Origin of the sequence: Vibrio brasiliensis LMG 20546, from assembly GCF_000189255.1 — a bacterium.
GTDB classification, from domain to species: Bacteria; Pseudomonadota; Gammaproteobacteria; order Enterobacterales; family Vibrionaceae; genus Vibrio; species Vibrio brasiliensis.
In genome coordinates this window covers 117,224-136,017 of sequence record NZ_AEVS01000049.1, presented here as the reverse complement: position 1 = coordinate 136,017, position 18,794 = coordinate 117,224, and the positions used below count along the sequence as shown (strand labels likewise).

Below are 18,794 nucleotides of genomic sequence, written 5' to 3'. Positions count from 1 at the left end.
CATTTATACATTATGTAGAGACCATTACATGTTACGTGCCACATTTATTAACCAATAAAATCAGTTGGTTAGTTTTAATTTCTCGCTTTGGGAATGGGTGTTCTCAATCTGAGAACGTTTTTGCGTGATACGAGATATCGCGATACATAAGGCGGCTAGGATATAAATTGGCCAGGTAAAACCTTGAGTTAGAAAGGTTCCTGACACTATGGTGCCGATAATTCCGGCATAAACGGCCAATGCGGTGGCGGTCAAATAGGGGGAGACTGAATCCGGATTCGAATCAAGAATCGATAAGGTTTTACGACTGGTTTTTATCAGCGAGACAATGATACCTATGAATACCGCTAAACCGAGGAAGCCAGTTTCCGCTAATACGCCAAACCATGTACTGTGCACGGCGTGGTTTAATCCGTCCCAATGAGAGCTGTAGAAGAAGTAGTTAGCGTAGAAGTTGTTGAGCCCAACCCCGGTAAGCGGGTTATCTAATGCCATTTTAAACGCGGCTTCCCAAGCGTATAAGCGGCCCATAGCTGAAGCATCAATTCCTTCCTCAGCAGCCCCTCCGGACTGACGATCTGATATGCCAGCAGCAGCAAACAGTACCGCCATAGCGACAATACCTATCACCAATAGCAAGGCTTTAGAACGAATCAAACGCAAGCCGAAGATACCAAATACTGCGATAGAGCCAAGTAAACCGCCACGACTCTGAGTAGCGATAACTGCGGACAATGCTAGAACGAGACAAGCTAGACCAAGGATACGAGAAAAGCCGATGTTTTTGGTTGTTGCAAAACTGATCGCAAAAGCGAGTGGGAACATCAGAACTAACGATAAGTCATTTGGATCGCCCAACATTGAACCCAGCTGGCGTCCAATCGTTACCCGAGTGCCTTCAACCAGACCGATACCATTAATTGAGTTAGACAGTGCCACGACGGCAATCAAACCACCTGCTAATATGATTAGTGTTGCGATTTTCCTTACCGCATCCTCGCTATTTACCAGCCAGGCAATAGCCAGAGTCATGATAATGATCTTCCAATAAATGTTCTTAAAGTATGTGATAGCAAGCCCGGGGTTTGATGATAAAACCGCCCCCACCATTACGAGCAGCCAGAAAATTGCTAGCCAGGTAAAGCTAGGGTGCCAGAAGGTGGTCAGTTGGCGACTGATCAAACTGTGCCACATTAAGGCAGATAGTGCGCCAAGCGAGAGTAATAATGGAATCTTTAATGAATAGAGTGCAGGAATGGCTTCGTGAATACGAAAGAATGAGAACAGTACAAACAGGCTTACCAGCCAAAACGTCTGATTGAGAACAAACAAGGCTCCAAGTGGAACAAAGCACAACACTACAACAAGTGCCGGGTGAGGGACTAAGGTCCATACTGCGGCCAGAGTAAAGCACAGCAGGGACATTAACATGATGACTTTGGTGCGCTGCGAGTGACTCATTGAGTTCTACCTAAATAGGTTTGCATGGCTGAAAACAGTCCCTTAATCGAATCAAGGCTGATTAATCGGCAGCGAATGGCAAAAGCCAGTAGCGACAGAGGTTGTAGAACCAGCATCAGCATTGAGACTTCAAGGTGTTGATGGTAACGACTGGTAACGATAAAGGTGACGGTCAGTAACAACAAACCAATCAATGCCGGGATCTGGTAGTTGAGGCTAAACAGTTGTTGGCTGCGATACAGAGTGAGAACAAAGCGAGTAACCTGACCAAGGATCAAAGCGAGCAAGATGGCATATAAACCATAATCGATGGTCGCAAGACAGACACCAAGCGCGACAATGGTGGCAAAGATGTTGATGTACAACAGCTGGGATGTTTTCTTACGATATAACACGCCAATGTTGCTTAATTCGACCAGTTCCTTGAACAGCATCATAGTAATGGTCAGGCTGACATAGCCCATCGCAGGGTGATAAGCGCTTGGCAAAGCCAACGCGATGAAAATCTGACTCAGCCAGGAGACGCTGATGGCGATAAAACATAGCAACAGAACGCCACGTTGAGTGACCCTTGCCGTATAGTCCGCACCATGAACCTTTAGAGACTCAAAGCGCTTAGGCATCCACCACATATGGAATGGTTGAATCAAGATGCCGACCCCCAGAGCGAACTTAGCGGCAATAGCGTACATCCCCAGAGTTTGCAGATCAGTTGCGGCTGCGATCAACCATCTCTCCGCACCACTTAAACCAAATGCGACCACTGCTGATAACATTAAAGGCATCGAATAGTGCAGGTATTGGCGTGCTTGTGAAAACTTAGGCAGACGGAAACCGAAGCGTAGGTAGCAATGCAGAAACAGAAACTGAGCCAGAGTGCAGAGAACATTGATGGCAAAGATCAGGGTGACATCAGGATTATTGGTCAGAACCGTGACTAACAAGGCGACCTGAACGATAACAGTGATCGTACAGACCTTAAAAAACAGGCTTGCTTGATTGTGCAGACGTAGCCATGCCAGACAAATAGCGAGGGGAGCTTCGTAGCATAACACCATTAACATCAAGCCAATCTGACTGGAGTTAAAGGCATCGAAATTTATCGGTAACAGCAAATAGAGCGTTAGCAACAACAAAGTGAGAGAGAAAGAGATCACCAGTGAAGTGCTGTAGAGTTTGTTCGCCTTAGCTTTACGCAATTTTTTATGGCGCACAGGACCAATAAAACGGTATAGATTCTCATGCATCGCTAATCCGACAATGAGACTAAAGAACACAGTGGTAATGCCCAACAGTTCAAGATGACCTAGTTCATCAGGCGACAAATAGTGAGCCATCAGTGGCAAAGTAAACAGCGACACACCCTTGATTAGGAACAGGCTAATTGCGTATAAGCTCATGTCTTTTAGATGATTATTCTTCATGGACTTACCCTCCCGTGTTGGTTTAGCTGTTGTCCAACGCACTGGTCATGGTGGTGGCAACATCACCATTAAGATACTGAGCGAATTTCTGGTAGCGGAACTCAGCACGGTAGCTATTGGCGATCAAGCGGGCGTTATTACTGCAACGTTCAAGTATTGCTTGCTCACTTGTCGCATAGAGGAGGGCATTCGCCAATGAGTCAGGGTCGTTCGCTTGATATTTGATACAGTTTTCATTGTGCGTTAACTCCTGATCCCAGTAGGCACCATCCTGCGGGATTAAAACGCACATACCTGCAGCAAGTGCTTCAAGGATAGATAAACCGAAGGGTTCATTACGGCTGGTCGAAATAAATATGCTCGATTGGCTACGGATCTGATCGAGATTGTCTGGGTCATGATACCAATGGGTATGCTTTAGATTGACCGGAGCTTGCGATACAGGTAAGCAAGTCTCTTTAGGGCGGATAAAGCAGATATTTAGGGCAAAAGGTTTATAGCGAGCAGAGATTCTCACCGCTTCAATCAATGTGTCTAAACCTTTCCACTTCAATAATGACGCAGCCCAAAAGCAGACCGGTAGTTGAGTCTGACATTGACTTGGCCAGCGCGACTTTGGTAAGCCATTAACAAAAGACTGATAGTGCGCAGAACTTAAATAGGATTCAGCAAGCGGTGCGCTGTCTGAGATATTGGTTGAATGGCAGAGATAGGCTTCAAGTGCGGCTTTAATACTCTCACGAGCACAAGGAAGATAAAACACGGCGTCAGCACGAGTCAGGCAGTAACCGATCGAACGAGACAGGCCTACATTGCCGTGAATAAACTGTACCACTTCAAGCGACACTAACCGCTGCAACAAGTAAAGTGCCATATCAATTCCAGGACCCGATGCACCTACCACCTTGTTAACACCGCGATGGCAGACCAAAGTGAAAAGCAAGCTCAACAGCAGATATAGTTGATTTAGCCAGTATAGCGGTCCGTGATGAACCTTCATCAAGCCGAGCAGTGGCCAGATACGGACCAGTTGAACATTGTGGTTGGCGTAAAAATCGCTCGATTGCCAGAACTCAGGATCGACGGTCATCACTAAAAACTGGTTATCCCTGACACGACAGACATTTAAGGCATCGCTGGTAGCGATTTTAGACCCACCTTTAAAAGGAATTGGGTCGAAGACCAGAGTAAGGTTAGATTTAGCCATGTTGACCTCCCAACGATACGCGGTTGGCGAGATAACTTTTTATTGGCAGCAGAGTACTAAACAGAGAGCGTGGTTTGTTCTGTTTCTGGGCCAGAATCTGTTGATAAACTTTCTCTATTTGAGGGCAGGTGACGGACAGATCGTGATTACGAGTAATGTGCTGGTATGCTTTGACTGCCAATATGCGACATAACTTCGGATTGTTGATTAGGATTCGCATAGCGTTGGCGATTGGACCGACTCCCTTGTTAGGGTAAAGCACCCCTGTTTTACCGTGACTAATAAATTCCGGTATTCCGCCTTCAAAAGGAGCCACAATTGGCAGCTTTGCCAACCCCGCTTCTGCAACGACCAGACCGAACGCTTCACTACGTGCTCCGCTGACAAACGCATCGCAACCTTTAAGCCATCCGATAACATTGTGTTGTTCGCCAACAAAGTGAATCTGGTCGGCAAGATGAAGGTATTCGGCCTGATTCTTCAGTTTGCGTTTGAGCGGACCATCACCAATAACCACCAAATGAACATTCGGGTATTCGAGTGTCACATGTCGAAGAGCGGTAAGCAGTCGGTCGATACCTTTACGGTGAATCAGTGAGCCGACAGTAGCAAAAATAAAATCTTGATCTGAGATGTTTAATTCGCCGCGAACATCAACAGTCTGCTGTTTAATCAGTGATTGAGTGTCAATGCCATTATGGACTACTGATACTCGACTTTGCGGGTAGCCATCTTTAATCAATGCTTGTGAGACATGGTGGCTTACGGAAATAATATGTGGGGAAAGGTGCAGACCGAGCGTCAATCTGTCTCTGGTCTGGTAAGGGCAGTGAAGCTGTGTCACTAAAGGAACATTTTTAATTCGTGCTGCTGCGATCATCCATTGACATGGCGCGCCACTGTTTATGTGGATGAGATCGATGTTTTCACGTTCTATTAGCTCACAGCCGTGCTCAACTAATCCAGCCCAACTCATAAGATTGAAACGAGGCGCCTGCCAACCAAGCAGTAACTTAAACTGGCTTAATTCAGTCGTGACCTGATTCTGATCGAGTAGCTCAGCCAGAGTGCGGTTATTAGTCCACACCACCGGTTGGTAATTACGTTGACTGATGTAATGAATCAGGTCTAGCAAGCATTGCTCACTGCCACGAATCCAATTGTCGCCGTAATGCACAAATAGAATTTTCCTCGCCATAGCCAACCCCTTATAGATGTTGTAGAAAACGGTGTCTAACAACAGAGTTAAGGCAAACGGAATGCCACAAATGCGTCAACGATAAGTCATTGGTTTTTAAGGATTAATTTTTTACATTTAGTTAACTGCTGGCTATTTCTCAATTTGACAATCAGTTTGAAATTGATTGGGCGAGTAGATTGCAAGTAATTGGGGGATAACAGCGGAGGGAGAAAAGTGCTGTTCTATTGTGGTGATCGCGTTGGATTTAAGTATTTTGCGGGCATTGTTGTCGAGATTGATAAATTCACTCAATGATTGATTAAGTTGTGCCATCGAGTCGACAAGATATCCGTTGCTCTGATGCTGAATCAGCTTGCTCAGGTTACCAACGTTCAAGGCTAAAACAGGTATACCTCGCGCCATTGCTTCGAGCGCAGCCATAGGAAGCCCTTCATAGCGTGAGCAGATGATCAACAAACCAATGTTATCCCACACTTGAGTCATGTTAGTTTGGTGTCCGTGAAAAACGACATTGTCGGGAGCAGTGCTCTTTAACCTGGCTTCCATCGCGCCTGAACCATAGACGTCAAAGCTTAATGACTTGTTAAGCCGCGCAAGTTCAACGAAGCGATCAGGTGCTTTTTCCTCACTGAGGCGACCAACAAAAGCAATTTGTTCACCTGAAGAAGCTTGCAAGATATTGCTATCAACAAAGTTATTGAAGTAAACCGATGAGTAGGGCAGTTTAGCTGCAATTGCGTCGCTAACCACAATAGAGTGCGACGAAACAAATCCACTATACCGGTCAATGGCATCATAGAGCCAAACCTTACCTTTGGGTGTCTCGCCTGCATGGTAAGTGGAAACCTGATTGATCCCGGTTAGTAGGCGGATCACCTTGCAGGTCACACTCGCTTTGTAACCGTGGGCGTGAAGTGCGACAGGGCGATGATGTTTTACTTTGTTCAACAGAGAAAGGAAATAGTTGTCACCAGCTTTGTCGAGGTAGCCGACCGCTATATTGGCCTGTTTTAGCTGTTGCGCTAATTGTGCCGGATGCGAGTAGTGGCGTAATAACCAGACTTTTACTTCAATTTCAAATTGCTTAAGCCCTTTAGCGAGCTCAAGCACATGAGTTTCTATCCCACCGAATGTCTGGCTGTCGATGACTAACCAGACTTGGCTAGACGAGCTGCTGCTCATCCTCAGACTCCCAGGCTTGCTTCTTGCGGTACACGGTTGATGGGCTGAGTTCTAGCAATACCGCAGCGTTCAGCACGTTACCATCACAATAGTCAATTGCCTGTTGAATGGCCTCTCGCTCTATTTGCCACATAGGGCGAATATTTACATTTGGTTTAGCAGGGTTAGTTGTTAAGTCTGGCTCCTCGGGATGTGCCGCTTCAACCGCTGAAGGTGGCGGTGCAACAACCGCTGGTGCCGGCTGACTTGGCGCTGCTTTTTTGTTACTGGTCAGCTGAGCTGGTAGATGATCAAACCTTAGGTGGCTATCATCATTGAGCACAACAATATTGCGTATTATGTTCTGTAGCTGGCGAACATTACCAGGCCAATTGTAACGCTTGAGTGTGGATTCGGTTTCGCGATGAATAGCAGAAAACTTCTTGCCATCTTCTTTGGCGTACACTTTAAGGAAATGAGTGGCAAGGGTGACAATATCGTTACCTCGCTCACGCAGTGGAGGCATCTCAATAGGTACCACATGAACACGGTAATAGAGATCTTCTCTGAATCGACCTTGTTCAACTTCGACCAAAGGATCACGGTTAGTTGCGCAGATAATACGTACATCGACTTTCATCTCTTTGGTCGCACCCAATGGTGTGAAGGTTCCCGTCTGGAGAAAACGCAGCAACTTCTTCTGCATCTCTAACTCCATTTCACACAGTTCGTCGAGGAACAGGGTGCCGCCGTTAGCCAGTGACGCCGCACCTTTACGATCGGATGTCGCCCCAGTGAAAGCGCCTTTGACGTGACCAAAGATCTCACTTTCCATTAAGTCTTTGGGGATCGCGCCACAGTTGATGGCAACGAAAGGTTTGTCCTTACGTTTACTCTCTTGATGGATCGCTTCTGCACACACTTCTTTACCCGTACCGCTCTCGCCAATAATAAACACGCTTGCAGAGGTCGGAGCCACAGAGTCGATGATTTTGTATACCCCCTGCATGGGTAAACTGGAGCCGATAAAACCATGGAATCTGTTACGATCAAACTTAGCCTCGATATCCTCGACCAGAGACTCAAGTTTTACTTGTTGTAAGTGCAGGGCAATCGACGTTTTGAGTCGGTCTGCGTTAATGGGTTTCTCGAGAAAATCCTTCGCTCCTTTCTGTAGCAGGCTGACTGCAACATCAACCGAACCGTGTGCAGTGGCAATAACCACCGAGGTCGGTACCTGATGTTCGTTAATCCAGTCGAGAATATGCTCGCCGTCCATGTCAGGAAGTTTAAGATCGAGAATCACCAGTTGAGGCACGTTACGTTCGATAAACGCGATCGCTTCTTTACCTGTTTCGACGTGAAAAAGGTCGTAGTTCTCATCTTTCACGTACTGCTTATACAGAATGGCCAGTGACGTGGAGTCTTCTATTAATAATACTTTCGGTTTCATTGGCAATTTCCTAACAAGAAACGGTTAAAGTTGCGTCGGTTGTGAAAAACCTTGTTGTTTACGCTGTTCTAGCGCTGCCAGTGACTGTTCGGCGACATGTTGTAACTCATCTTTGAGTTTAAATGCCTGCACACCCTGACCATCAATGCAGAGGTGCTCGATTTTGCGCGCAAAGTTAGACAGAGTACGGTTACCAAGTGCCAGCGAAGAGCTACCCAGAGTATGCGTTTCAAACTCAACAGTTTCAGCATCCTCGCGCTCAATCGCCTGATAAATCTTCTCTAACCTTTGCTGTGATTCTTCAAGATAGTGGTCGATCAACAGAGGAATCACCTCTGCGCTGGTGTCTTCAATCATCTGTTGTAATATTTGCTCATCGACAAGTTCCAAGTTCACCTCTTCCTGTTTCACTGGCTCGACTTTTTCAATACTAGCCTTATATGCCTTTGGTTGCTCAGTTTGAATCTCTGTTTTGTGTGCTGAATCGGACACCGTATTCTGTTCTTCATTTAAGAATAGATTAATTTTATCAATTAGTTGTGATGCTCTTAGAGGTTTTGATAAGTAATCATTCATTCCTGAAGCGAGGAACTTCTCTTTATCGCCTGCTAGTGAATGGGCGGTAAGGGCGATGATAGGCAATTTAGCTGTGGCTGGGTCGTCTAAGTTACGAATCGCTTTACACGCTTGCATACCATCCATCTCCGGCATGGAGATATCCATGAAGATCACGTCATACTGATACTGCTGAACCATCTCAATTGCCTGACGTCCATTTTCCGCAATGTCGATATTGAGGCCGATGCGCTTAAACATTTCCCTAATGACTAATTGGTTCGCTCGGTTATCTTCAGCAACTAGCACGCGTACATTAGTGTATTTAAGTTCAGGTTTAGAATCCGTTGACTCTGGAGACGAGATCAATTCGTCAGCGACTGGTAGAGAGATATCAAAAGTAAAGGTGCTACCGATGTCTGGCTGACTTTCAACACGGACTTCACCGTCCATAAGGTTACAAAGGCGACGACAGATGGCTAACCCCAGACCAGAGCCTTCTTTACTGCGCGAATAGGTTTGATCAACCATAGTGAACTCATCAAACAGATACTCAATTGCACTTTGCTTAATACCAATACCGGTATCTTGAATCTGGCAAGTAATCCTCACTTTCTTATCGGCTAACGGTTCTGAACCGACTTTGATCGTTACACTACCTTGATGAGTAAACTTAATTGCATTTCCGATAAGGTTTAAAAGTATCTGTTTGACGCGGTTAATGTCACCGCGAACCTTACCTGGAAGACTGCCTTCTATGTAACAGTGCAGTACAAGGTTTTGTGCTTTGGCTGTGGGAGTAAATGAGTCAACAACACTCTCTACGCAGTGGCGAAAATCGAATGGTTGGTCTTCAAGAATTAAAGTGTTCGACTCCATACGGGTAAAATCGAGGATGTCGTTGATCACCGAGAGCAAGAAATGACCTGACTCGGTTGCGGTGGAGACCAGTTTACGCTGTTCATTGCTCAACTCAGTCTCTTCGAGAATATTCAGGATTCCGAGTACACCATTCATTGGTGTTCTTATTTCATGAGACATTGACGCGAGAAAGCGACTTTTAGAGTCACATGAGAGTTCAGCATCTTCACGGGCAGCATTAAGCAGTTTGTAATCTTGCTCGAGTTTTGCCGACATATCGTCAAATGCACGTGCAACATCACCGATTTCGTCTTTTGCTTGTTCGTTTAGCTGAAAACCAGGACCCGAATGCCCTATGGTGGTAACCGCTGAGGTTAATCTGGTTAAGCCTCTGGTCAGATAAGTGCCCAAAGCGAATGAGAACAGGGCGACCAAGACGACTTCCATGGTGGCTATCCCGACAATCGCTTTTTGTGCATCATTGAGCATCATCATAATTGGCTGGGTTTCAAAGCCGATGTCGACGTAACCATACGCTTTGCCATTCACTTCAATTTCAGTGCGCAGGTCAAATATACCGTCGTCGACGCTGTTTAACCCAGTGTCACTTGTCATTGCGCGTTGGAGTATATCCTTGTCTCCCGCACAAGCCATCTCCTTGCCATCACGGAGCACACGTACATAGGCAACATCTTCTAGAGTCATAAACTCGTCGACAAGACTCTCAAGGGTGGCAATATCCGTTGATAACACTGCATCCCTTGCCGCTTGAGTAAACATGGTGGCACTTGAGTTCGCTCTTTGTATCAGTTGCTTCTCATTCGATTCAGAGAGAAAGCTCATTGCGCTGAACACCAAAACTACCAAGACGACGATCTCGATTATCGCGATACCAAGAATGGTTTTAGAACGTAAAGTCATGTTGCTCTCCACTAATCCAAAATCGTAATGTTTAATTTGCGCACGTCATTCCAGTCTCTATCCTGAGCGTTAACGAACCCTTTGAGGCTAAGTTGGGCAAGTTGTTTTTCACCTGTCTGACTTGAGTCCAAAGCAACTAGCGCCGACTGTACTTTTTCAGCTGTTTCGGTGGTAAGGCGAGGGTGAACTGCTATCGCATGTGGAGTGTAGGGAGCCGTTCGCCAAATCAGTTTTAGTTGCGATTTGATAACCTCTGGCAGAGAGAGGAAGGTTCGCATAACACCGCCGCCAGCTGGATAAAACCCTTTCGCTACGCCCAGATAGACAGAATCATGCGAAGAGACATAGTCGGCCTCGTAATTGACTGCCGCACGGTTGAGATCACTCTGAGTCAGTATTGTTGCAGCAAAAGCGGCTGGTGAAGGGAACGCAAGCTTTGAATTATCGAGTTGCTGAATAGATTCTATTGGGTCATTTTTACGCGCGACGATAATGCCACGTATCTGTTTATCTTTGGCTTTAACGATGGCGCGGTAACCCGGTTGATGACTAAACACTGTGTAATGGTAAGGATTCATATAGGCAATATCGTACATTCCATTTGCTAAGCGTTGCTCAAAAGTAGGGATGTCGGGGGCGGTACTGAATACCACTTTAATGCCTGTAGTCTCGCTAATGTAATCCATGATTGGAGTCCATTGTTCAGCGAGTCGGCTGGCTGATTGTTGCGGTACAATGCCAAAGGTGAGTGTTTGAGCAAAGCTCGTCGAGGCAACAAAGAGTGTGACAATGAACATTAGGGAACGAATCATAAATACTCCTACGCTGACTGAGCCAGAAACTCGTTAGTTAAAATTTTGCTTGCCATACGGTCCCGCCAAGCACGGGGAATAAACTTAAGTCGGTTTAATTCGCGGACAAGCTCCTGCGCCAGTGTTGCCTGATCACGCATGTTCAGAATCGAACCAAGCAAAGAGATCGTTTGACTGCTGAGCATTTCTGTCGCCTTAGTTAATTGAGCTGACGTGGTTTTTCCACCCATTACGACCAGCACAGTTTTGTCACAGGCTCCGGCCACGACCTGAGCCGGAATGTTGCCTCGGTTGATATGTAGCAATGGAGAAGTGTCACAGATAACCCGGTCATACTGTTCCAACCATTCGCTGACTGCATTTGACAGGTGACAGGGATCTTTATACGCAAGTAGCGCCGATTGATTATTGGGTACCGGTAGGCCAGTAAATAGCTGGTGGGTATCCGAATGTTCCACCAGACGTCCGACTTGCTCATTGGATTGAGGGATGGCATCAATCGATTCGAAAGCTGGGTGAAAAGTATTCAAATCCACAACCAGGGTTTTATGTCCAGCCAGTAAGTAACGCTCAGCAAGGGCAGATACCACAGCCGTGACACCGTCACCTGACTGGCATGCTGTAATACACAGTGAACGACAGCCATTCATCTCAGCAGCCAGATAGATTTGTTCAATCTCTGTATGGGTAGAAGGAATGATCATTACAAGGCTCCTATCAATACAATGGTGGTAGTCAGGCGTAAGATATCTTCCAGACCGACACGGGCTTTTTCGAGAATGCTTTCGCTACGGTCTGGGACATAAATAGTGTCGCCGGCACGTAACACAGGAAGCTGGTAAATGTTGGCAGTTTTACTGAAATCAACCAGATCAAAGGTTCTTGCCTGACCCTGACAGCAAGACATATTGACGATAGAAATCTTCTCAAGATAAGCGCGCTCTGACGGACCACCTGCTTCGGCAAGTAGGTCGAGCACAGTCATGTTGTCATCAAACACATAACGACCTGGCTTGTTCACTGCACCCAGTACACGAACGGTGGATTCTTTTGAGCGATCTAACCAGATTTTGTCTTTTTCAGGGATGTAGATGGTGTCACCCATGGTGACATTAGGCAGTAAGCTCTCGTCACCGGTTTCAAAGTAAAGCGATAGATTGAGCTTGCTCACTTTAGAGTAGGTTTTGTCGCGATGCGTGATACGAATATTGTGGATGTCGGCATCTTTAGTCGGACCGTCGGCTGCAGAAAGAATATCGAGGAAGTGCATATCTTTGGTGAAGCGATAGCGCCCAGGAGCGTTGACCTGACCAAACACGTAGATAGACGCATCGGAGCTTTGACGAACCCACTGAGATTTGTTGTCTGAAGGATCCTGTGGAAGATCATGGATACGGATGATTGACCCTGCGCTGATTCGCGGCAGTTCACTACTTGGCGCACCGCTAAGAATATAGGCGTCTAAGTCAAAGATATGAAGTTTATTACCAGCCGTTACCACTTCGATTTTGGATGTGTCTGCGCGTAGTGTCGGACCACCTACATGGGAAAGTAGATCCATCAAGTCCATTTCGTCAGACCATTCGACGCGACCAGGACGAACCACTTCGCCAATGATACGCACAGCACGGTTAGGGGCGATTTTTAACCACGACTTTTCATTCATGTCGGTCTTTTCTGGAACAAAGATAGCGTCACCAGCACTGATTTTTGGTGGCTTGCGACCAGACAGACCTTCAGTGAACGCCGTCAGGTCGAACTTGACCACACTACCGTTGGCTTTGATAACGCGAATCTGACGTGATTCAGCGTAACGTGTTGGACCACCAGCATTAGCGAGAATATCCATAAATGACGCGTTGTTTTTGCCTTCGTACGCACCAGGACTCGCCACCTCACCCATAATATAAACTACATTTGCGCCCGCTTTGATTTCCTCTTCTTGCTTAGGTACAAAAATCGTGGTGCCGGGAGTCAGGGTAGGTAACAGTGAAACGTCACCGCTATCGAGATAAGACTTAAGGTTGAACAGCTTTGGTGTGTTGTCTGAGATGACTCGAATCTGTTCAACTGACGCATAACGGGTTACGCCGCCAGCACGCATGATCACATCGACAAGGTCGGTATTGGCTTTATAGCTGAATGAACCAGGGGCGTTGACCTCACCGAAGACTTTAATCGCAGTACGGCCGTCGCCACTGTCACCCGCGTTGGCAAGTTTGTTAGCGTCAAACTCTTGTTCGATGTTACCGACAAGAGGGGAAGCCGGAACAAAAATAGTATCAAGGGAATTAAGCTCAGGCAGTAGCTCTGAATTACCCGTGTCGAGGAATGTTTTATAGTTAAACGCAATTTTATCGCTACCGCGTTTAATAAACAGGTTGTTTAACTGAGCACCTGCGCGTAACCCGCCAGCTGCATGAAGTGCCATCTGGATGTCAGCACTTTTCGACAAGGTATATTCACCCGGTGATTTGACGTAGCCCTGAACAGAAACAAGGATCTGCTGCTCAGCAATATAGACGCTAGCGGAAGAAAGGTCACGATAGACTTTTTCTAGCGCTTGCTTTACTGCTGATTCAAGTTGCTTTTCGCTGTAGCCGGCAACGTAAAGAGCACCTACCTCCGGTAGTGTGATACGGCCACGTTTATCAACCTGAAAGCCTTTGTTTAATGAGCTTTCACCAGGTAGGTTGACCTGAATTAGGTCACCGATATCAACTCGTTCTTCACTCGCTTGAGCAAAACAGGAGAACGACAGGAGCAACCAAACAATTAAAACCTTATTCCACATCATGGTAGCCTCCCTGCAGACGAGAATCTGCACGTTCCTGGTTGTCGATGACTTCTATACTTACTCGGCGATTGGTTAAGCGAACACCCTCTGATTCACCTTCATAAAGGGGCAGAGTATCGCCAACCGAGTGAGTTTTAATTCGTTCAGGGCTAAGACCAAAAATGATTAAATAACGTTTTACTTGTTGTGCTCGGCCCATTGCCAGTTTTTGGTTGTAGGCTAAATCACCTACAGAATCGGCGTGCCCTGTTACTGCAAGGCTTAGACTGGAGTGTTGTTCTAACAGGTTGGCGGCACGAGCGAGATGACCCATGTATTTCGGGTTCACTTCCGTAGAGTTAAAGGCAAATTGGTTGTCGACGTTTAGCAGACTGTATAGCTTGTCGATGATAGCTAAGCGTTGCTGAAAGGCATTTTCATCCATAGGCGGGACGCACTTAGCTTGAGACGTAACATAATCGAGTTGCAGTTCGAGTTCGTTAAGACGTTTACGCTGAATAACGATGTCGTTTGCGGCGTCAAGCATCAAACCACCTTCCAGCTCTCTAGCAATGCGATTCTGTTTTTCAAGTGCCTGAACAACGGCAGCAGGAAAACACCAACGCGCGCCTTCGCGGATGAGGGAATCAAGATGAAGTTTGGTCAGTTGCCAGTCAAAGCGAAGACCATGCTCAGGACCAAGTGGCTCGTCAGGCATTACGGGGGTAAAACTCGACTGAATGTAGTTTTCCGCAATGCCCCCTCGGCCGCTTTCTGGGTAGCTGGAGCAACCTACTACAGAAGCAATAGATACAGCTAGGGCTATGTGTCTCAGAGTGTGTTTCATGCCAACGTCCTTTGTTAGTGATTTATAATTATTTTTTTAGTGAGTGTGTGAATTAACCGGAATCGCCTGACTAATGCGAAGCAGGTTGATGATTTCTAGCGGCTGACCAGAAACGTTCTCGATGCGCATACTGCGCTGGCGCTCGATAAGACGTTTGTAGAGATACACGATGGCACCTACACCTGATGAATCAAGAAACTGAACTTGGCTAAAATCGATCTCTACATCACGACCAGAGTCTTCAGCGATGATTTGATCGATGTGTGGCTGAGCAGAACGGCTGCCATCAGCGTCTAAGTTTCCGTTGATAATTAGAGTATCGATGGTTTCACTTGCTTGAATTTTACGTAGTTCCATGACGCTATCTCCTATGTGAGTTGCATAGATAGGAGCAGTTTGTGTGCCAATTATTAACTCTTTAATAATCAGTGAGTTGTGTTTGTCCTTAGTCGAATTCTCAATATGAGAAATCGATTTTCTCAAATTGACAATCAAATTCTGATGCTGAAAAAGCACTAATTCTGGCTAATCTGGTTCAAAGACTGTGCAAATATGAATGGTAATGATCAGGATTCAATCTGAGCTAAATCGGAAATCGAGCGATTGACTATCGCATCTATTCAAGCCGCGAGGAACAATCAAAAATATTTGGTCATTGGGAGCTGGTCTCATGCAGTTTAAGAGTTCATTAGTCGCACTGGCTGTGCTTATCGCGTTAAGTAGCGAGGCCCATGGAAAAGAGCAGGCCAAATTCGCCGACACTGTTCAGCTCGCCACTGACTATAACAAGGCCGTCGATATACAGAACTATTGGCAAAGCGAAAAGCTCGATGGTATTAGGGCAATATGGGATGGCAGCAGATTAAAGACTCGTAACGGCAAACCGATTTTCGCGCCAGACTGGTTTACACGCTCATTGCCCAAACAACATTTGGAAGGGGAGCTGTGGGCAGGTCGGGGCAATTTTCACCTTGTACAAAAGACGGTACTCGATGAAACTCCTTCACCGGTCGCATGGCAACTTATTCGCTATATGTTGTTTGATATTCCCTTCAGTAAAAAGACTTACCCTGAGCGTTACCTTGCTATGGAAAAGCTGATTACGCGGATAGATCAACCGCATGTTGAGTTGATTAAACATACTCCGATAAATTCACAACAAGAGTTGCTCAACAATCTCGACCGAGTTGTCGCCAAGCAAGGTGAGGGGATAATGCTGCGTAACATCAACCACGCTTATCAGGGCGGTCGAAACAGTGATCTGATAAAACTTAAGAAGCATCAGGACGCTGAGGCAATTGTGGTTGGCTATAAACTGGGTAAAGGAAAGTTCAGTCAAGTGATGGGAGCCTTGTTAGTCCAGCTTCCCTCTGGACAGCAGTTCTATATAGGCAATGGATTTAGCGATGAGATGCGCAGTAACCCTCCCGCGCTTGGCAGCAAGATAACTTATCGCTTCAACGGCTATACCCAAAATGGCGTCCCTAAGTTTGCAAGGTTTGTCAGAATGAGTATCGCGCAATAAAAAACAGGCCAGCTTCAATGCTGGCCCGTCGACTGGTTTATTTCGATGCGAGTTCTAACTGCTGGTTATCGTCTAAGCGATGCATCCAGCGTAGACGGAGGCCAAGCATTATCGCAGCAGATGACAGACCGATGATAAAGCCCATCCAGAAACCGTGTGCACCCATTGGCTCGACAATCCAGTCTGTCATCGCAAGGATATAGCCAAGAGGCAAGCCAAGAACCCAATACGCGATAAAGGTACGGTTGAATATCGCTGACATATCCTTATAACCGCGTAGTGCACCAGCGGCGACAACTTGTACTGCGTCGGTAACCTGATAGATGGCAGCGAGTAGTAATAGCTGTAACGCCAGATCAATTACCGCGCGGTTGTCTGTGTAAAGTAGTGCGACCTGCTCACGGAATAAGACAGTAAACAAGGCTGTCATCAGTGAAGTGACCACTGCGACAATCAGACCAACACGTGAAGCAATGGCTGCACCTTCAACATTTGATTCCCCCAGTCTGTGTCCGACACGGATACTTGTTGCGGCACCAATACTCATCGGGATCATAAACACTAGCGACGAAAAGTTAATTGCAACCTGATGGGCAGCAACCACTAAAGGCCCAAGCGGAGCAACTAACAGAGCGACGACCGCGAATAGAGTTACTTCAAAGAACATTGCCGCTGCAACCGGGAAGCCAAGCTTAAACAGGCGTAATAGAGGTTTCAGCTGAGGACGATGGAACTGGGCAAACAACTGAACATGAGCAAGACGATTAGATGTCAGCACATAGAACAGCAACATGGCAAACATAATCCAGTAAACAATGGCAGTTGCTACACCACAACCCACACCACCTAACGCTGGCGCGCCAAACTTACCATAAACAAAAATCCAGTTTAGGGGGATATTGATCAGCAGACCAATGAATCCGATTACCATCGCTGGTTTGGTTAATGACATACCATCGGTCAGGCTTCGTAGCGCCTGAAACAGTAAGAAAGCTGGGACAGCAAAAATTACCGCATGCATGTAGCCAATGGTCTTTTCTGCCATTAACGGTTCAACATCCATCAGACCTAAAATTCCTTTGGTCTGTAATAGCACCATTGAGATTGGAACTGATAGTAACAGTGCCATAGCAAGACCTTGGTGGATCTCAAACGGCACTTTGTGCTGACGCCCGGAACCGTTAAGTTGTGCCACGACAGGGACGAGTGCCATTAGAAGTCCCACACCGAATAGAATCGATGGTAGCCAGATACTTGCTGCGATTGAAACGGCAGCCATATCGGTAGCACTCACGCCACCGGCCATAACAGTATCGACAAAGCCCATACCTGTTTGAGCGACCGAAGCGATCAAGACAGGCGTGGCTAACTTAACAAGTGTGTTAGCTTCTGTTTTATAGCGATGCAAAGAAAATTACTCCAACAAACAGCTGAGAAGTTTGAGTGGCGAGGTGAAGGGATACTAGCCACTCAAACACTGAGAAAATGATTGTCTGCGATGATAAAGAAATGTCACACTAAGCACCATGAAAAACTGATGGAATTAACCATGTTTACCGGAATTGTTCAGGGAATGGCACAAGTTATTGCCATTGAGAAGAAGGATAAGTTTCAGACCCATACTGTGGAATTGACCGGAGCTATGAATCAGGGCTTAGAGATTGGCGCGTCAGTGGCGCACAACGGTTGTTGTCTTACCGTCACTAACATCAATGGTAATCGAGTCGACTTCGATTTGATGCAGGCGACTCTGGCTCTCACTAACCTGGGTGAACTGGCTGTTGGAGATCGAGTAAATATCGAACGAGCTGCCAAGTTTGGTGATGAGATTGGCGGCCACTCTATGTCAGGGCATATCTCTCTAGTGGGTGAGGTCGTGGACGTTATTGATACGCCAAACAATCGCACCATCTGGTTCGAAGTCCCGCAAGAGATGATCAAATATGTACTTGCTAAAGGTTATATTGGCCTTGACGGCTGTTCATTAACCATTGGTGAAGTTGAAGGGACACGCTTCTCCGTGCACCTGATCCCTGAGACTTTGCAAAGAACGCTGTTTGGTTCTCGTAAGGTTGGCGATAAAATCAATGTAGAGTTTGACCCTCAGACCCAAGCGATAGTAGACACAGTCGAAAGAGTACTTGCCAGTAAATCGTTATAAAAAAAGCGCCTGTGGCGCTTTTTTAAAATACTTGCTCGTCGTCGGCGTCAATGAGTAGTTCTATCGTGTCCATCTGTTCATTGACTGTCATATTAAGATGGATGGCGTGACAACATGCCGGGCAATCGTCATAGAACTCCTGGCTACCATTTGAAGCATCAAGAGTGATACTAATAGTGTGTCCGCAATGGGGACAAGCAACCCTTTTTTCCGTGTAGCTATGCATAACTCTTTTCCTTACATCTATTCGAAAACAGTGCCTAACTGACTCCCACTGAAAGTAAGAATTTCCCTGTAGACGCCATAATCTTATGCTTAGAAGTTTCTGTTAGGCAGAAATTAAGTACAAAACTTGACCTGGCTACGAAAAGTCAAACACCGTATCTATAGATATCACTATTGATAGCCTGGATGTTTGACAATGCCAAT

Annotated in this window: 16 protein-coding genes; 2 read left to right on the top strand and 14 right to left on the bottom strand. The window is 46.3% G+C overall.

All coding sequences use genetic code 11. From position 1 onward, the window contains the following. Nucleotides 1–60 precede the first annotated feature (60 nt). The 12 genes from RH46_RS08290 to RH46_RS08235 form a co-directional block, all read right to left on the bottom strand. Nucleotides 61–1,461: an O-antigen ligase family protein gene (locus tag RH46_RS08290; RefSeq protein WP_006878962.1), complete on the bottom strand. Its 1,401-nt coding sequence runs from the start codon at nucleotides 1,459–1,461 to the stop codon at nucleotides 61–63. Further along, a complete protein-coding gene (locus tag RH46_RS08285) occupies nucleotides 1,458–2,885 on the bottom strand; it encodes a lipopolysaccharide biosynthesis protein (protein WP_006878961.1) in 1,428 nt (475 codons plus the stop codon). Before RH46_RS08285 ends, RH46_RS08290 begins: the two co-directional genes overlap by 4 nt. 22 nt (nucleotides 2,886–2,907) lie before the next feature. Then, on the bottom strand, nucleotides 2,908–4,092 hold the full coding sequence (locus RH46_RS08280; RefSeq protein ID WP_006878960.1) for a glycosyltransferase family 4 protein: 1,185 nt from the start codon (nucleotides 4,090–4,092) through the stop codon (nucleotides 2,908–2,910). Further along, a complete protein-coding gene (locus tag RH46_RS08275) occupies nucleotides 4,085–5,290 on the bottom strand; it encodes a glycosyltransferase family 4 protein (RefSeq protein WP_040895428.1) in 1,206 nt (401 codons plus the stop codon). Before RH46_RS08275 ends, RH46_RS08280 begins: the two co-directional genes overlap by 8 nt. A gap of 132 nt (nucleotides 5,291–5,422) precedes the next feature. Beyond that, entirely contained in the window at nucleotides 5,423–6,475 is a 1,053-nt protein-coding gene (locus RH46_RS08270) for a glycosyltransferase family 4 protein (protein WP_006878958.1), read from the bottom strand. Then, entirely contained in the window at nucleotides 6,456–7,907 is a 1,452-nt protein-coding gene (locus RH46_RS08265) for a sigma-54-dependent transcriptional regulator (RefSeq protein WP_006878957.1), read from the bottom strand. Before RH46_RS08265 ends, RH46_RS08270 begins: the two co-directional genes overlap by 20 nt. A gap of 24 nt (nucleotides 7,908–7,931) precedes the next feature. Continuing rightward, complete coding sequence (locus tag RH46_RS08260; RefSeq protein WP_006878956.1) at nucleotides 7,932–10,244, bottom strand: HAMP domain-containing hybrid sensor histidine kinase/response regulator; 2,313 nt, start codon at nucleotides 10,242–10,244, stop codon at nucleotides 7,932–7,934. An 11-nt stretch (nucleotides 10,245–10,255) separates the two neighbouring features. Continuing rightward, entirely contained in the window at nucleotides 10,256–11,056 is an 801-nt protein-coding gene (locus RH46_RS08255) for a phosphate/phosphite/phosphonate ABC transporter substrate-binding protein (RefSeq protein ID WP_006878955.1), read from the bottom strand. 8 nt (nucleotides 11,057–11,064) lie between these two features. Beyond that, nucleotides 11,065–11,760 (bottom strand): P-loop NTPase family protein, encoded by a 696-nt coding sequence (locus tag RH46_RS08250; RefSeq protein WP_006878954.1) that lies wholly within the window; start codon nucleotides 11,758–11,760, stop codon nucleotides 11,065–11,067. After that, nucleotides 11,760–13,853 carry an SLBB domain-containing protein gene (locus RH46_RS08245; RefSeq protein WP_006878953.1) on the bottom strand — a complete coding sequence of 698 codons (2,094 nt, stop codon included), beginning with the start codon at nucleotides 13,851–13,853 and terminating at the stop codon, nucleotides 11,760–11,762. The genes RH46_RS08250 and RH46_RS08245 overlap by 1 nt, the downstream gene beginning before the upstream one ends. Beyond that, on the bottom strand, nucleotides 13,840–14,679 hold the full coding sequence (locus RH46_RS08240) for an OmpA family protein (RefSeq protein WP_006878952.1): 840 nt from the start codon (nucleotides 14,677–14,679) through the stop codon (nucleotides 13,840–13,842). Before RH46_RS08240 ends, RH46_RS08245 begins: the two co-directional genes overlap by 14 nt. Before the next feature lie 36 nt (nucleotides 14,680–14,715). Then, complete coding sequence (locus RH46_RS08235; RefSeq protein WP_006878951.1) at nucleotides 14,716–15,036, bottom strand: STAS domain-containing protein; 321 nt, start codon at nucleotides 15,034–15,036, stop codon at nucleotides 14,716–14,718. Between the two features lie 313 nt (nucleotides 15,037–15,349). Here RH46_RS08235 and RH46_RS08230 point away from each other — a divergent pair, with 313 nt between their 5' ends. Beyond that, nucleotides 15,350–16,204: a DNA ligase gene (locus RH46_RS08230; RefSeq protein WP_006878950.1), complete on the top strand. Its 855-nt coding sequence runs from the start codon at nucleotides 15,350–15,352 to the stop codon at nucleotides 16,202–16,204. Between the two features lie 37 nt (nucleotides 16,205–16,241). On the opposite strand, the gene RH46_RS08225 is transcribed toward RH46_RS08230, so the two are convergent. Then, entirely contained in the window at nucleotides 16,242–17,612 is a 1,371-nt protein-coding gene (locus tag RH46_RS08225; protein WP_006878949.1) for an MATE family efflux transporter, read from the bottom strand. Between the two features lie 141 nt (nucleotides 17,613–17,753). Here RH46_RS08225 and RH46_RS08220 point away from each other — a divergent pair, with 141 nt between their 5' ends. After that, nucleotides 17,754–18,365 (top strand): riboflavin synthase, encoded by a 612-nt coding sequence (locus RH46_RS08220; RefSeq protein ID WP_006878948.1) that lies wholly within the window; start codon nucleotides 17,754–17,756, stop codon nucleotides 18,363–18,365. A gap of 22 nt (nucleotides 18,366–18,387) precedes the next feature. Here RH46_RS08220 and RH46_RS08215 read toward each other — a convergent pair whose 3' ends face one another. After that, nucleotides 18,388–18,591: a CPXCG motif-containing cysteine-rich protein gene (locus RH46_RS08215; protein ID WP_006878947.1), complete on the bottom strand. Its 204-nt coding sequence runs from the start codon at nucleotides 18,589–18,591 to the stop codon at nucleotides 18,388–18,390. Nucleotides 18,592–18,794: the final 203 nt, after the last annotated feature.